At 68.7% G+C, this 15,143-nt stretch carries 10 protein-coding genes; 5 read left to right on the forward strand and 5 right to left on the reverse strand.

The annotated features are described in order from the left end of the window. The first annotated feature begins 158 nt into the window (after nucleotides 1-158). Nucleotides 159-1,418: a uroporphyrinogen-III C-methyltransferase gene (gene cobA / locus AB4Y75_RS01270; protein WP_441434107.1), complete on the forward strand. Its 1,260-nt coding sequence runs from the start codon at nucleotides 159-161 to the stop codon at nucleotides 1,416-1,418. 46 nt (nucleotides 1,419-1,464) lie between these two features. Further along, a complete protein-coding gene (locus AB4Y75_RS01275) occupies nucleotides 1,465-3,000 on the forward strand; it encodes an FAD-dependent oxidoreductase (protein WP_441434108.1) in 1,536 nt (511 codons plus the stop codon). 91 nt (nucleotides 3,001-3,091) lie between these two features. Here AB4Y75_RS01275 and AB4Y75_RS01280 read toward each other — a convergent pair whose 3' ends face one another. The 3 genes from AB4Y75_RS01280 to AB4Y75_RS01290 form a co-directional block, all read right to left on the reverse strand. After that, entirely contained in the window at nucleotides 3,092-3,817 is a 726-nt protein-coding gene (locus AB4Y75_RS01280) for a FadR/GntR family transcriptional regulator (protein WP_441434109.1), read from the reverse strand. Between the two features lie 4 nt (nucleotides 3,818-3,821). Next, a complete protein-coding gene (locus AB4Y75_RS01285; protein ID WP_441434110.1) occupies nucleotides 3,822-5,162 on the reverse strand; it encodes an MFS transporter in 1,341 nt (446 codons plus the stop codon). Nucleotides 5,163-5,243: 81 nt separating this feature from the next. Next, on the reverse strand, nucleotides 5,244-6,692 hold the full coding sequence (locus tag AB4Y75_RS01290) for a PucR family transcriptional regulator (RefSeq protein WP_441434111.1): 1,449 nt from the start codon (nucleotides 6,690-6,692) through the stop codon (nucleotides 5,244-5,246). 142 nt (nucleotides 6,693-6,834) lie between these two features. On the opposite strand from AB4Y75_RS01290, the gene gabT reads away from it, so the two are divergent. Further along, on the forward strand, nucleotides 6,835-8,187 hold the full coding sequence (gabT, locus tag AB4Y75_RS01295; protein WP_441434112.1) for a 4-aminobutyrate--2-oxoglutarate transaminase: 1,353 nt from the start codon (nucleotides 6,835-6,837) through the stop codon (nucleotides 8,185-8,187). A gap of 129 nt (nucleotides 8,188-8,316) precedes the next feature. Here gabT and AB4Y75_RS01300 read toward each other — a convergent pair whose 3' ends face one another. Beyond that, nucleotides 8,317-10,752 carry a polysaccharide lyase 8 family protein gene (locus AB4Y75_RS01300; RefSeq protein ID WP_441434113.1) on the reverse strand — a complete coding sequence of 812 codons (2,436 nt, stop codon included), beginning with the start codon at nucleotides 10,750-10,752 and terminating at the stop codon, nucleotides 8,317-8,319. 85 nt (nucleotides 10,753-10,837) lie between these two features. Then, complete coding sequence (gene rarD, locus AB4Y75_RS01305) at nucleotides 10,838-11,821, reverse strand: EamA family transporter RarD (RefSeq protein WP_441434114.1); 984 nt, start codon at nucleotides 11,819-11,821, stop codon at nucleotides 10,838-10,840. A 63-nt stretch (nucleotides 11,822-11,884) separates the two neighbouring features. Here rarD and AB4Y75_RS01310 point away from each other — a divergent pair, with 63 nt between their 5' ends. Beyond that, complete coding sequence (locus AB4Y75_RS01310; RefSeq protein ID WP_441434115.1) at nucleotides 11,885-13,366, forward strand: FAD-dependent oxidoreductase; 1,482 nt, start codon at nucleotides 11,885-11,887, stop codon at nucleotides 13,364-13,366. Nucleotides 13,367-13,495: 129 nt separating this feature from the next. Further along, nucleotides 13,496-15,019 carry an APC family permease gene (locus AB4Y75_RS01315; protein ID WP_441434116.1) on the forward strand — a complete coding sequence of 508 codons (1,524 nt, stop codon included), beginning with the start codon at nucleotides 13,496-13,498 and terminating at the stop codon, nucleotides 15,017-15,019. Nucleotides 15,020-15,143 lie beyond the last annotated feature (124 nt).

A 15,143-nucleotide genomic window follows, 5' to 3' on the forward strand; every position in this document is an offset into this window, starting at 1 on the left:
GCCGCAGCGGCAGTGTTCCCCGTTCCGGTTCCCCGGGGCGGGGAACACTGCTGTCCGGGCCCGTCGGGCCACGGGGCTATGTGACCTTCCGTGACCTCGCGTGAACCGCCGTTTCGGCAGCTTTGATGAGTGTTACGCGCCGCCCCTATGGTTTTCGCATGGCTCTGATGGACATCTATCCCACGGCACTGCGCCTCCTCGGCCGCCCCGTGCTGGTGGTCGGCGGCGGCAAGGTCGCCGCGCGCCGTGCCAAGGGCCTGCTCGACGCCGGAGCCCAGGTCACGGTGGTCGCCCCCGAAGCAGTGGAGACTCTCCGCGAGCTCGCCGACGCCGGACTCCTCCACTGGGAGGCCCGCGGCTACCGCACCGAGGACCTGGACACCCCCTGGTTCGTCCAGACCGCCACCGGCGATTCCGCGGTGGACGCCCAGGTGGCGGCCGACGCGGAGGAGCGCCGGATCTGGTGTGTGAACGCCGGGGACCACGAGAGTTCCGCAGCCTGGACCCCCGCGGTCGCCGCCGTCGACGATGTGAAGATCGCCGTGAACGCCGGAGCCGACCCGCGCCGGGCGATGGCCGTGCGCGACGCCGTTGCCGCTGCTCTGGACGAAGGAACCCTCCCGCTCCGGCGCCACCGCCGGGCCGTCCCGCGCGGCGGTCAGGTCAATGGGCCGGTCAAGGGAAGCGTCGCCCTGGTCGGCGGCGGCCCCGGCGATCCCGGCCTCATGACCGTGCGGGCCCGGCAGCTGCTGGCGGAGGCCGACGTCGTGGTCGCGGACCGTCTCGGCCCGCGCTCGGTCCTGGATGATCTGCCGGAGGACGTCCGCGTCATCGAAGTCGGCAAGACCCCCGGCCATCACCCCGTCCCGCAGGACGAGATCAACCGCATCCTGGTCCGCGAAGCGCTCGCCGGCAACCGGGTGGTCCGGCTCAAGGGCGGGGACCCCTACGTCCTGGGCCGCGGCGGCGAGGAACTCGCCTTCTGCCGGGAGCACGACGTCGACGTCCACGTGGTGCCGGGCGTCACCTCGGCGATCTCGGTCCCGGCCGCCGCGGGCATCCCCGTGACGCATCGCGGGCTGGCCACGGGCTTCTCGGTGGTCACCGGGCACGATGAACTGGGCAGCCTGCCCGCCCGTCCCGACCACACCGTCGTCCTGCTGATGGGCGTCAAGGCGCTGAGCCGGTCCATGGCCACGCTGGCGGCGTCGGGTCTGGCGGCGGACACCCCCGTGGCGATCGTCGAACGCGGCTTCGCTCCGGATCAGCGCGTCACCGTGGCCACCGTGGCGGACATCGCCGCGCGGGCTGCCGACGTCGGGGTGGAGAATCCCGCCGTGATCGTGGTGGGAGACGTGGTCCGGCTCAGCCCCTACGCACCCGATCACCTGCGCCTCACCCACACTCATGCCCTCTGACCGACCGCTCCGCAGGACGCCGTTTTTCCCGGATTCCCAGCCCGGAATGGCATCCTATGGAGCAGCCGATCACCAAGACCGAAGGAACACAGCCGTGTCAGAACTCCCCACCCCCTCGAACGCAGCCGTCGGCTCCGCGGACCGCCCCCTGCGCGTCGCCGTGATCGGGTCCGGCCCGGCCGGTGTCTACGCCGCCGACATCCTCACCAAGAGCGACGAGGTGAAGAGCGGGGAACTGACCGTCAGCATCGACCTGTTCGACCGCTACCCGGCCCCGTACGGCCTGATCCGTTACGGCGTCGCGCCGGACCACCCGCGCATCAAGGGCATCGTCAACGCGCTGCACAAGGTGCTGGACCGCGGCGACATCCGTTTCTTCGGCAACGTCGACTACGGCACCGACCTCTCGCTCGAAGACCTCCAGAAGCATTACGACGCCGTCATCTTCGCCACCGGCGCCATCAAGGACGCGGATCTCAACATCCCGGGTGTGGAACTGGAAGGCTCCTTCGGCGGCGCGGACTTCGTGTCCTGGTACGACGGCCACCCGGACGTCTCCCGCGAGTGGCCGCTGGAGGCGAAGGAGATCGCGGTCATCGGCAACGGCAACGTCGCCCTGGACGTCGCCCGCGTCCTGTCCAAGCACGCGGATGACCTGCTCGTCACCGAGATCCCGGACAACGTCTACGCCGGTCTCAAGGCCAGCCCGGTCACGGACGTGCACGTCTTCGGCCGTCGCGGCCCCGCCCAGATCAAGTTCACCCCGCTGGAGCTGCGCGAACTCTCACACTCCCAGGACGTGGACATCATCCTCTACGCCGAGGACTTCGAGTTCGACGAGGCCTCCGATGAGGCCATCCAGAGCAACAACCAGATCAAGACCATGGTGGGCACGCTGACCAACTGGTTCGCCGAGCAGCCGGAGGACCTCTCCGAGCTGACCGCCTCCCGCCGCCTGCACCTTCACTTCCTGCACTCCCCGGTGGAGATCACCGACTCCCCGGAGACCCCGGGCAAGGTGGCAGGCATCCGCTTCGAGCGCACCGAGCTGGACGGCAGGGGCAACGCCCGCGGCACGGGCGAGTACGTGGACTACCCGGTTCAGGCCGTGTACCGCACCATCGGCTACTTCGGCTCGCCCCTGCCGGGCGTGGAGTTCGACCACCGGAAGGGCGTGGTGACCAACGACGGCGGCCGCGTCCTGGACGCCTCGGGCGCCCCGGTGCCGGGCGTCTACGCCACGGGCTGGATCAAGCGCGGACCGGTCGGTCTGATCGGCCACACCAAGGGTGACGCCCTGGAGACCATCACCCACCTGCTCGCCGACCGCACGGCACTGCCGGTCGCGGAGGACGGGGCGGAGGACGCGGTCGTGTCCCTGCTGGAAAACCGCGGGGTGGAGTACACGAGCTGGGACGGCTGGAACCGCCTGGACGCCCACGAGCGCACACTCGGCGCCGAGGCCACGGCCGGCGGCGGCTCGCACGGGGTGAGCGTCGAGCGCGAGCGCATCAAGGTGGTGTCCCGCGAGGAGATGGTGAGCATCTCGCGCGACGGGGCGGGTGCCGTCGTCGGCTCCTGACGTCCGCCGACGCACGTTGAGTGCTCAGTTGTTGCGGGTGTTTCCACGGAACATCCGCAACAACTGAGCACTCAACGCCGTTAAAGTGCACTCAGCTCCGGGATTCGGCGATCTCCAGACCGCAGCGGACGCTCTGTTCGGCGGTCTCCGGGTCGCCGGAGGACAGTGCCGTGATGAGGTCCTGGTGGCCGGGCTGAAGGCTCGGGTCGAAGTCCGGATGCCCCGACTGGTTCAGCAGGTCCCGCTTGAAGGCCCCGGCGAAGCCCGAGTAGAGCTGTTCCAGCAGCGGGTTGCCGCTCAGGCGGGCCACTCCGCGGTGGAACTCCCAGTCCAGCTCGGCCCACGTCTCGATCCGGCGGGAGTGCCAGGCGTCCAGGGAGGCGTCGAGGATCCGCTGCAGTTCCCTGATGCCCTCGGAGTCCGCACGCTGCGCCGCGAGCCGGGCGGCCTGGGTGTCCAGGACCTGCCGGACTTCGAACACATGGGCCGCGGTGTGTTCCCCCACGCTCCGGCTCGCGGTGCCTTCGAGTTCACTGCGGGCGCGGACGTACGTTCCGTCACCCTGCCGGACCTCCAGGACCCCGGCGTGCGCCAGGGCCTTGATGCCTTCGCGCAGGGTGCCCCGGGAGACGCCGAAGCGTTCCATGAGCTCCGATTCGGTGGGGATGCGCTGCCCGATCTCCCAGGCCCCGGACGCGATCGCCTCGCGCAGCTGCTGCGCTACGGCGGCAGCCAGGGGCTGCTTCCCTTCGGGGTGATGCAGATTCCCGGTGGGTGTGGAGGCCGGAGTCTTCGGCGTGTTCCGTGAAGCGGTCATGGCGTCACTCCCCGCCCCGAGGCGCGCGCTGTTCCGCGACCACCACGCGCGGTCCGTGCCCGCTGTGCAGGCGGCCCAGCAGGAAGGCGGCCACGGTCAGGACGACCGCGACGCCGACCGCCACGCCCAGCGGCAGGAGCCACTGACCGGTGAGACCGTGCAGGAGGCCGATGCCGAGCGGGCCGAGCGCCGAGAAGAGGTAGCCGAGGGACTGTGCCGCGGTGGAGAGCGCCGTGGTCTCGGCGGGGGTGCGGCCGCTCTGGCTGATGATGGCCAGGACCAGCGGGAAGATGCCGAGCCCCAGGCCCGTGAGGCACGCGGACAGCAGGGCGGTCTCGATCGGCGCGACCATGAGCAGGATGATCCCGGCCACCGTGCAGGCGGCGGGGATGGCGAGGGCCCAGGGGCGGGTGCTGTTCCGGGATCCGAACGCGAGGAACAGCATGCCCGCGAACATGGACACGAACTGCATGATGCCGAACATCAGGCCACTCTGGGTGGCGTCCATGCCGCTGTCGCTGAGGATGTAGGCGAACCAGCTCATGACGGCGTAGGCGAGGAAGCCCTGCGTGGAGAACACCACCGCGATCAGGACGGCCTTGCGGCCCCGGAGCGCGGCCCAGATGCCGTGGTGCTGTTCCGGGGCGACGGCCGGGGTCAGCTTCCGGCTGCGACGGCGGCCGAGTGCCAGCGGGATGAAGCCGAGGAGGCCGAGCGCCGCGATCACGGACCACGAGGCCAGCCCCGCGGACGGTGAGCCCAGCGCATGGGCCAGGGGGACGCTGACGGTGGCCGCCGTCGTCGCGCCGATGGTCATGGTGAAGGTGTAGAGACCTGTCACCAGGGAGGTGCGGTCCGCGTGGTCCTGGCGGATCAGCACCGGCATGGAGACGTTGCAGATCGCGAGGCCGCTCATGGCGACCACCGAGCCCACCAGCAGGGCCACGGTGTCCGGGATGCCGCGGATCGCGAGACCGCACGTGAGGAGGAAGAGCGCGAACACCACGGTGTTCTCGACGCCCAGGCGGCGGCTCAGAGGGTTGGTGGCCAGCCCGGCGAAGGCGAAGCACAGGGTGGGGATGCTCGGCAGGAGGGACGCGATGAACGCGCCGTAGCCCAGGGCCTGCTGGAGTTCGTGGAACAGTGCCGCGGCGCTCGTGATGCCCACCCGCAGATTGAGTCCCACCAGGATGACGCCCACCAGCGCGAAGAGCACCTTGCGGCGCCGGGAGCCGCCGGTTCCGCCCGTGTCTCCGGCTCCGCCCGTGGCGAGGGCCGACGCGTCGGCGAGCGCGGCGGGGCTGAGGATGGGCGCGGTGGATTCCGAGGTGGGTGTGGCTGGCATGTTCTAAAGGTTAGACCTTTAGTCGTTCTGGTATGCCATTCAGTGATGAGCGCCACAGAAAGTGGCCGGCGCGAGGGTGACTCAGCGGGTCCCGAGCCGGGAGATCGCCAGGGCCAGCCAGAGCTGGACGCGGTCCGCCGTGGTGGAGGGGTCGTAGCCGCTCAGCTCGGTGATCTGGGCCAGGCGGTACCGGACAGTGTTGCGATGCAGGGTGAGTGCCTGCGCCACGGCCGCCACGGAGCCGTCGTGCTCGAGATAGCTCTCCAGGGTGCTAAGCAGCCCGGCCCCGTGCGCGGCGTCGAAGTCGTGAAGAGGTTTGAGGGTCTCCATTGCCATGTCGGACAGCGGGACGTCCTCGCTCGCCAAGAGCAGCGACGTCAGGCTGAGCCGTTCGGGTTCGTTCACGGGCAGTCCGCGGGCGACGGCGTCGCGCGCCTCGAAGTAGCTCCAGCGCAGACCGTTCGCCTTGGCGTAGTGCCCGCCGATGCCGATCGTCGCCTTCAGCCCCGCCTCGGCGAGCAGCGCGTGAACGGCCTTCGCGGCCTCCACGGCGGTCTTGTCCTCCGGCGTGATGATGAGCAGCTCGGAGTCGACGACGGCGGTGGGGACGTCTTCCAGCTCGGGCGGCAGGGGAGTGGACATGATGGCTTTGTTCTGGGCCGGGGTGTTGCCCGGCGCCGGCCGCACGAGGATCACGACCTGACGCTTCGCCGCCGCGACGCCGATGGTCGAGAGCCTAGTCCCGGCGTCCTTCGGGTCCAGCACGCCGCGGATGACGTCCTGCATGACCTGGCCCGCCAGCTTGCGGGAGGCGTCCCGTTGGTGCTTCTGGTTATTCAGTTCGAGACTGATGAGGCTCTTCGCGTAGTCGAGGATGCCGGCGTCCCGGAAGGGTTCGCGGACCTGCAGGGTGGTGGCGTCGCGCTGGCCTGTGGAGATCGCGACGTCCAGCCAGTGCCCCGAATCCGGCTCGCCGATGGATCCCGCCGTGGTGCTGAAGATCTCGCGCCCGTAGCGCCGCAGCCGCAGGTCCGTGCGGAGCAGTCCCGCCAGCTGACGCAGCAGGGCGGGCAGCCCGCCGCCGGAGAGGAGCGAGCGGGCCAGGACCTGGTGGCCGGAGAGCATGCGTTCCAGCTTGGCCAGGTGGTCCGCGTGCTGCGCCTCCGCCACGAGCTTCCCCAGTGCGATGAACGGTGTCTCATACGGGACCTCGACCACGGGGATGTCCCAGCGGTTCGCCTCCGCCACGAGAGCCGGGGGCACCACCTCGGAGGACAGGCCCGTGCCGAAGCCGATGCCGACGGCGCCGGAGCGCTGCACCATGCGGACGAAATGACGCTGCGCCGCGGCCGTCTTCTGGCGCAGTCCTGTGGTCAGCACCAGCTCGCCGCCGCTCAGGAAGCGCTGGGGGTTCTCCTGCTCCGTGACGGCCACCCATTGAATGGGGGTGGAAAGGGTCGACTCGGCGGCCCCCACCTTCTTAAGCTTGAGAGACGGAACGGACAGAAGTGCCGCCAGCGTGATGGACATGAACCCATCATAGAAGTCCTTTGGACTCCCGCACAGCAAGCTTGAGGTTTGGCTGTGCACACGCCTATACATCGGCAAGCTTTCGTCATCTTATGCTCGAAGTCACACCCGTCGCAGGCGACTAAGAAGGAAAGAGTCCCCCATGACTGCAACCACCACCGAGCTCAGCTACCGCCTCGAGCAGAAGCGCAACATCGGCGAGTTCCCCGGCCCGAAGTCTCTCGAGCTGGCAGCCCGCCGTGACGCCGTCGTCGCCGGCGGCGTCGCCTCCTCCGTTCCCGTCTACATCGCCGATGGCGATGGCGGCATCATCAAGGACGTGGACGGCAACTCCTTCATCGACCTCGGCTCCGGCATCGCCGTGACGAGCGTGGGCGCCTCCGCCCCGGCCGTCGTCGCCGCGGTCCAGGAAGCCGTGCAGCACTTCACGCACACCTGCTTCATGGTCACCCCGTACGAGGGCTACGTCGCCGTCGCCGAGAAGCTCAACGAGCTCACCCCGGGCGACCACGAGAAGCGCTCCGTGCTGTTCAACTCCGGCGCCGAGGCCGTGGAGAACGCCATCAAGATCGCCCGCAAGGCCACCGGCCGCAACGCCGTCGTCGCGTTCGACCACGCCTACCACGGCCGCACCAACCTGACCATGGCGCTGACCGCCAAGGCCATGCCGTACAAGAGCGGCTTCGGTCCGTTCGCCTCGGACATCTACCGCCTGCCGATGAGCTACCCGTACCGCGAGGAGAACCCGGAGATCACGGGCACCGAGGCCGCCCAGCGCGCCATCCTCGCCATCGAGAAGCAGATCGGCGGCAGCGAGGTCGCCGCGATCATCATCGAGCCCATCCAGGGTGAGGGCGGCTTCATCGTCCCCGCCGAGGGCTTCCTCCCGACCCTGGCCGCGTGGGCCAAGGAGAACGGCGTCGTCTTCATCGCTGATGAAGTCCAGGCCGGCTTCTGCCGCACCGGCAAGTGGTTCGCCGTCGATCACGAGGGCGTCGTCCCGGACCTGATCACCATGGCCAAGGGCATCGCCGGCGGCATGCCGCTGTCCGCCGTCACCGGCCGCGCCGAGCTGCTCAACGCCGTTCACGGCGGCGGTCTGGGCGGCACCTACGGTGGCAACCCGGTGGCCTGCGCCGCCGCTCTCGCCGCGATCGAGACCATGGAGCAGTTCGACTTGAACGCCCGTGCCGAGCGCATCGGTCAGCTCATCCAGGACCGCATGAACTCCCTGGCCGGCGAGCTCTCCGTGATCGGTGACGTCCGTGGCCGTGGCGCCATGCAGGCCATCGAGCTCGTGGTGGCCGGTTCCAAGGAGCCGAACGCCGCGCTGACCAAGGCGATCGCCGACTACTGCCTGGCCCAGGGTGTCATCATCCTGACCTGTGGCACCTACGGCAACGTGATCCGCCTCCTGCCGCCGCTGACCATCGGTGAGGACCTCCTCAACGATGCTCTCGACGTCCTCGAGGCAGCCATCCGCGCCAACGCCTGAGCCTTCCCGGCTCCGGCTCTCTGAGCCTGGCCGCCCGTCCCGACCGTTCATCTGCCCGCGAACGGTCGGGACGGGCGGCCTTGTCATTTAAGCCGTGTCATTCACTCCGCACCCGGGCGACGCCGCGATTCAGCGCAGCACCGCCTTCTTCGAATGGCCGTGTCCGTCCAGGGTGAACTCGAGGGTGAGCGGCGAAGTGCTCACCACGCTCACACCGGGATCCGAACTCACGACGGCGGACGCCGCCACACCGGCCAGGCTCACCCGGGCGACCGGCTGGGTGCGGCTGGGATCGGAGAGCGCGACCACGAGGGCGTCACCGTCCTGCCGCACGGCCACGGAGCACGGGCCGCTGACCGTGATCCCCTGCGCCGGGGCGGCGCCGGAAAGGCTCGCGGCGTAGAAGTTCGCGAGTCTCAGGCCCTGTGCGCGATCCTCCACCATCTGGACGTCCGCAGAGTTCGCCAGGACGCGGACCGAGGGATTCGCCGACTCCTTGAACGTGTCCGAGTGATCCGCTCCGGGCAGGAGCAGGCAGGCGTAGCCGCCGTCCTGCGGGGTGGTTCCGTGGCTGTGGGTGATGGTGACGTAGTCGCGGTTCCTGACTTCGTCCGAGCCGCCGGTGTCCGCACCGGAATTGATCGCCTTCCACGTCCCGCTGCGGGCCACCACCGCCACGGTGACGTCCCCGGCGACGTTCTCCGCGGGGAGCAGGACGTAGCCGCCATGACTCACGATGTGGGCGTTCCGGGTGATCCTGACCCGGGCGTCCCCGGCGGTCAGCGTCCGCTTGCGGTTGTCGGTGCGCAGCTCGGGCACCTTCCCGGGCGGGAAGGACCGGTTCTCCAGGGTGGTGAACACCTCGTAGGGGCTGGTGGAGGAGATGCCCGCACCCAGGCAGACCACTTTGTCCTCCAGGAAGAACCAGGACTTCCGGGCGCTGAGGGTCTTGTTGAAATTGAGGTGGTCCATGCCCTGGATGCCCCAGCGGCCGTCCAGATCCAGACCGCCGGCGAAGGCCTGGAAGGCGCGGGGGATGCCGGTGCCGTTCGCGGCGCCGCTCTCGCGTGGTTCGCCCGTCACCGTGGTGCCGGGGAGGCGGTAGGGGTCCACGGTGGGCCAGAAGTCCGCGCTGTATTGGGAGGGATCCGTGGGTGTATAGACGAAGGTCATCCCGTCGCCCTGGTACCAGCCGAGGTTGTTCTCGAAATTGCCCCATTCATAGCGGCCGATCCGCTTCGAGGACACGTTCACCACGGAGCTGAAACCGGGGCGGTGGTGGACCAGGCGGTCCTGGTCGCCGAACGCCCTGGTGTAGACCGGAGCGGGCGCCGGGGTGATGGAGGAGTCCTTGAGGGCCGAAGTGACCAGGAGTGACTTGGCGATGCTCTGCCCGGGCAGACCGAACAGCGCGACGTCGGTGCAGCGTTCCAGCCAGCCCTTCACCAGGGAGAGGTAGCGGCTCCGGTACGGCTCCCCGGCGCCCGGCGCCAGCAGGAGGATGGCGGTGATGGCGCCGGCCCCGTCCACGTGATCCGGGTTGGCCTGGCGGGACACCGCCCGCCCGCGGACCGTGTCCATCATGCGTCCGTTCCAGATGAACGGTGCGTAGCTCGCCTCCACGGCGTCCAGGACCACGGATTTCTTCGGGTCGGTGACGTCCCACTCGCTGCCGCCCAGCAGGCCGAGGATCTCGGCGATCCCGCCCAGGGTGACCACTCCGTAGGTCCCCACGTAGGGGAGATAGCTGTGCTGGACGAAGGAGCCGTCGGCGTAGAACCCGTCGCCGCTCGTGACGTAGCCGAACACGCTGTTCCTGCCGTTGCGCACGGTGTCGCTGAGGGCGTCCCGGGCGAGGGCCACCTCGTCGGGGCGGTTGTCGAGGATGCCGCGCAGGGCGCAGGAGAGGGCCTTGTCCGTCCGGTTCGCGCCGGTCTCCGCCAGGATGGTGCCGCGGCCGCGCCAATTGGGGTCCGGCGTGAAGTACCGGACCGCGGCCAGGAGGGTGCTGCGCAGGGTGGCGGGGACTTCGTCGTGCAGCAGGACCAGGATGTCGGCCGCCTTGCGGGGGACGCCGATCTCCCAGAACCACCAGTTGCCGGCGGCCCGCATGCCGGTCTTGTAGGCGGTGGCGCTGAGGTAGCTCAGCGCGGCCACCAGATCGGAGGCCAGCCGCGCGTCGCCGTACTGGGCCGATCCCGCCGTGGCGTGGGCGAGGGCCAGATCGAAGATCCGGTTGAAGCTGACACCCATGTTGCCGGTGGCGTCGGCGGAGGTGCCGATGCCGGTCAGCGGGAGATCGGGCCACAGGCCGGACGTGCCGCTCGGGGTGATCATGGCCGTCCAGGTCTTGGTGGCGGCGTCGCTCATGGCCTGCAGTGCGGGGGCCAGCTCGGGGATGGCGGCGGCGCTGCCGTCTCCGGCCAGCATGAGACGGCGTCGCGCCACCAGATCATCCAGGGAGGCCGCGGGTGCGGCGGCGGCCGACGTGGCGGTGGCGCCCAGGAGCGCGCCGGCCCCCAGGAGTGCGAACAGGGTTCTGCGATTCAGCTCGGCGGACAACACGGACCTCCAGTGCTCGGGGAGTGGGTAGTCCGAGCCTAGATGTGAGTGTTCTTGATCACAATAGGTTGGAAGTGTTCATTTACTTTCACCTGCGGCGGACCGTGAGGGTGTGCCGCAGCGCATCGACGGTGAGGATGATGAGTCCCAGCCAGACCATGCCGAAGCCGATCCAGCGCTCGGGGGACATGCGCTCGTGGAGGACCAGAGTGGCGATGATCAGCTGCAGCGTCGGCGCCAGGTACTGGAGCATGCCGATCGTGGTCAGGGGAAGGCGAGCGGCGGACGCGCCGAAGAACACGAGCGGGACGGCCGTGACGGCGCCGGACGCGGCCATGAGCCAGAAGTGCGTCGAGCCGTACCCGGTCACGGTGGCGGCCTGGTTCAGCGTCAGCGCCACCATGGTCACGGCGGCGAAGGGCGCCAGGACCAGGGTCTCCACGCTGAGGCTCGTGATGGAGTCGACGCCGGAGCCCACCTTCTTCTTGACCAGGCCGTAGAAGCCGAAGCTGAACGCCAGCGTCAGGGCGATCCACGGCAGCTTGCCGTAGGCCACGGTGAGCACGACGACCGCCAGGAAGCCGATGCCCACCGAGATCCACTGGAGAGGACGGAGACGCTCCTTCAGGACCAGGACGCCGAGCAGGACCGAGACGAGTGGATTGATGTAGTACCCCAGGGACGCCTCCACGGCCTGGCCGCTCATGACGCCGAAGGTGTAGGCCAGCCAGTTGACGGCGATCAGCAGCGCGGCGATGGCCAGGATGCCCAGGGTCTTCGGCCGTTTCAGGACGAGCGCGAAGGTCTTCCAGGACCGGGTGACGGTCAGCAGGATGGCGCAGAAGAGGAGGGACCAGAGGACCCGGTTCGCCACGATCTCCACCGGGCCGGCCGGGAGCAGCAGCATGAAGTAGAGCGGAAGCAGACCCCAGAGCGTGTACGCGCCGACCCCGTAGGCGAGGCCCTGCCGCTGTCGCGTGGCGGCCAGCTCGGACGCCGTGGCCGGGGTGCCGGTGGAGGCGCCGCTCGCGGGGGTGGTGGGAGCAAGGGTTTTCGAGATGGGGTCCGTCACGTCGGCACAACCGGCCGCGCGCGGGCGTTATTCCGAACAATTAGAATAGTTCTGCCTGTGCTAATGGTGCGGGCACTGTCAACCTTGGAAGGTCAGCTCTTGTCTGTCGAGTCTGTGCACACATCCGCCCGCCCCCTGCGCGTCGCCATCATCGGTTCCGGCCCGGCCGGCGTCTATGCCGCGGACATCCTCACGAAGTCCCAGGGCGTCAAAGACGGTGAAGTGCACGTCTCCATCGACCTCTTCGAGCGTTACCCGGCCCCGTACGGTCTGATCCGCTACGGTGTCGCCCCCGATCACCCCCGCATCAAGGGCATCGTGAACGCGCTGCACAAGGTGCTGGACCGCGGCGACATCCGCTTCTTCGGCAATGTGCACTTCGGCCAGGACGTCAGCCTGGAGGACCTCCAGAAGCATTACGACGCCGTCATCTTCGCCACCGGCGCCATCAAGGACGCGGAGCTGAACATCCCGGGCATCGATCTGAAGGGATCCTTCGGCGGCGCGGACTTCGTGTCCTGGTACGACGGCCACCCGGACGTCTCCCGCGAGTGGCCGCTGGAGGCGAAGGAGATCGCGGTCATCGGCAACGGCAATGTGGCCCTCGACGTCGCGCGCGTCCTCTCCAAGCACGCGGATGACCTGCTCGTCACCGAGATCCCGGACAACGTCTACGAGGGTCTCAAAAAGTCCCCGGTGACCGATGTGCACGTGTTCGGCCGCCGCGGTCCCGCGCAGGTGAAGTTCACCCCGCTGGAGCTGCGCGAGCTGTCCCACTCCCGTGACGTGGACATCGTGCTGTACCCGGAGGACTTCGACTTCGACGAGGCCTCGGACGAGGCGATCAAGACGAACAACCAGGTCAAGACCATGGTCAACACGCTGACCAACTGGCTGGTGGAAGAGGCTCATGAGGGTGAGGACGCCGCATCCCGCCGTCTGCACCTGCACTTCCTGCACTCCCCGGTGGAGATCCTGGAGGATCCGGAACGCCCCGGGCATGTGGGCGGCATCCGCTTCGAACGGATGGAACTGGACGGCACCGGCAACGCCCGCGGCACGGGGGAGTATGTGGACTACCCCGTTCAGGCCGTCTACCGGGCCATCGGATACTTCGGCTCCCCGCTGCCGGGCCTGGAGTTCGACGAGCGCCGCGGCGTCCTGAGGAACGACGGCGGCCGCGTCCTGGGCGCGGATGGCGCCCCGGTGCCGGGCGTCTACGCCACGGGCTGGATCAAGCGCGGACCGGTGGGTCTGATCGGCCACACCAAGGGTGACGCCCTCGAAACCATCGGCTACCTCCTGGAGGACCGCCTGCAGCTGCCCGCCGCCGACGAGCCGTCCGAGGACGCCGTCGTCGCGCTGCTGGAGGAGCGCGGCGTCGAGTACACCACCTGGGAAGGGTGGAACCGCCTGGACGCTCATGAGCTCGCTCTCGGCGCCGAAGCGACGGCGAATGGAGGTTCGCACGGCGTGACTATTGCGCGTGAGCGCATCAAGGTGGTACCCCGCGAGGAGATGGTGAGCATTTCTCGAGGTCAGTAAGGCATTCGGCGCTCGGCGGAGTGCGAAAGAACTGTTTCTGAATCTCATATCGTGGACGAGTACGGATGGTCCGAGGGGTGGACACTACCCTTGTGACGATCCTTTACACGACACAGAATGTGGAATCTGATGAACATTCTCCGTACCAAGTCAATTGAGAAGTCAATTGCTGACGCCGAGGAGCCGGGTCGCCGGCTCAAGCGTTCCCTGAGTGCCTGGGACCTCATGATCATGGGCGTCGCCGTGGCCGTCGGCGCCGGCATCTTCTCCGTTGGCGCCAAGGCTGCCGCCAACTTCGCCGGCCCGGCCGTCACGCTGTCCTTCGTCATCGCGGCCGTCACCTGCGCGCTGGCCATCATGTGTTACGCCGAATTCGCCACGGCCATCCCCGTGGCGGGTTCGGCGTATGTCTTCACCTACGCCACTCTGGGCGAGGTCCTCGCCTGGATCGTCGGCTGGAACCTCATCCTGGAGCTCTTCACCGCGGCCGCCGTGATCGCCAAGTACTGGGGCATCTACCTCTCCAAGGTCTTCGACCTGGTGGGGGTCAAGATGCCCGAGGCCGTCAACATCGGCGGACTGGACGTCTACTGGGGCGCGTTCCTCATCGTGGCCATCTTCACGGTCCTGCTGGTGCTGGGCACCAAGCTCTCGGCCCGCGTGGGCAATGTCTTCACGCTCATCAAGATCGCCGTGGTCCTCTTCGTGATCATCGTGGGCTTCTTCTACATCAAGGCGGAGAACTACACCCCGTTCGTCCCGCAGTCCGTGCCGAGCGCAGGCAACGCCGTGGAGGACGTCATGAAGCAGTCCCTCTTCGGCTTCCTGACGGGCGCCGCTCCGGCGCAGTACGGCACGCTGGGCATCTTCGCCGGTGCGGCGCTGGTGTTCTTCGCCTTCATCGGCTTCGACGTCGTGGCGACCTCCGCGGAGGAGGTCAAGAACCCGCAGAAGACCCTGCCGCGCGGCATCTTCGGCGGTCTGGCCCTGGTCACCCTGCTCTACATCCTGGTGTCCCTGGCCCTGACCGGCATGGTGTCCTACACGGACCTGGCCAAGGCCAAGAGCCCCACGCTCACCACCGCGTTCGAGGCCGTCGGCAACACCGACGCCGCCAAGGTCATCGCCTTCGGCTCCCTGATCGGCCTCACCACGGTCATCATGGTGCTCCTCATGGGCCTGGCCCGTGTGGTCCTGGCCATGAGCCGCGACGGTCTGCTGCCGCGGGCCCTGTCCAAGACGAGCGACAAGCACTCCACCCCGGCCCGCACTCAGATCCTGTGCGGCGTGGCCGTGGCGCTGGTGGCCGGCCTGACCCAGGTGGACATCCTGGAGGAGATGATCAACATCGGCACCCTGTGCGCCTTCGTGATGGTCTCCGTGGGCATCCTGGTGCTGCGCCGCAAGCGCCCGGACCTCCGTCCGGCGTTCCGGGTGCCGCTCGGCCCGGTGCTTCCCGCGCTGTCCGCCGTGCTGTGCTTCTACCTGATGACGAACCTGGCCGTGCAGACCTGGCTGTTCTTCCTCATCTGGCTGGTGCTCGGCTTCGCGATCTACTTCGCGTACGGCCAGCGGCACTCCCGCCTGAACGAACGCTTCACGGAGGCGAAGGAGTTCGTGGACGATCCGGCAGCTTCGGCCACCGGCCGCTGACCCGGCCCACGACGACGGCGCCGCACCCTTCCCGGGGTGCGGCGCCGTCGTCGTCCCCGGGTGGGCTCCCGCCCGCGTGCGGTCGGCCCGCCGTCATCTCGCGGCCCGCTTGCGCTCGCCGAGT

It is taken from the genome of Arthrobacter sp. RAF14 (genome assembly GCF_052114185.1).
GTDB lineage: Bacteria > Actinomycetota > Actinomycetes > Actinomycetales > Micrococcaceae > Arthrobacter_E.

Coding starts and splice junctions, on each gene's coding strand:
- cobA (WP_441434107.1), top strand. CDS start 159: ATGGCTCTGATGGACATCTATCCCACGGCACTGCGCCTCCTCGGCCGC.
- AB4Y75_RS01275 (WP_441434108.1), top strand. CDS start 1,465: ATGGCATCCTATGGAGCAGCCGATCACCAAGACCGAAGGAACACAGCC.
- AB4Y75_RS01280 (WP_441434109.1), bottom strand. CDS start 3,817: ATGACCGCTTCACGGAACACGCCGAAGACTCCGGCCTCCACACCCACC.
- AB4Y75_RS01285 (WP_441434110.1), bottom strand. CDS start 5,162: ATGCCAGCCACACCCACCTCGGAATCCACCGCGCCCATCCTCAGCCCC.
- AB4Y75_RS01290 (WP_441434111.1), bottom strand. CDS start 6,692: ATGTCCATCACGCTGGCGGCACTTCTGTCCGTTCCGTCTCTCAAGCTT.
- gabT (WP_441434112.1), top strand. CDS start 6,835: ATGACTGCAACCACCACCGAGCTCAGCTACCGCCTCGAGCAGAAGCGC.
- AB4Y75_RS01310 (WP_441434115.1), top strand. CDS start 11,885: ATGGTGCGGGCACTGTCAACCTTGGAAGGTCAGCTCTTGTCTGTCGAG.
- AB4Y75_RS01315 (WP_441434116.1), top strand. CDS start 13,496: ATGAACATTCTCCGTACCAAGTCAATTGAGAAGTCAATTGCTGACGCC.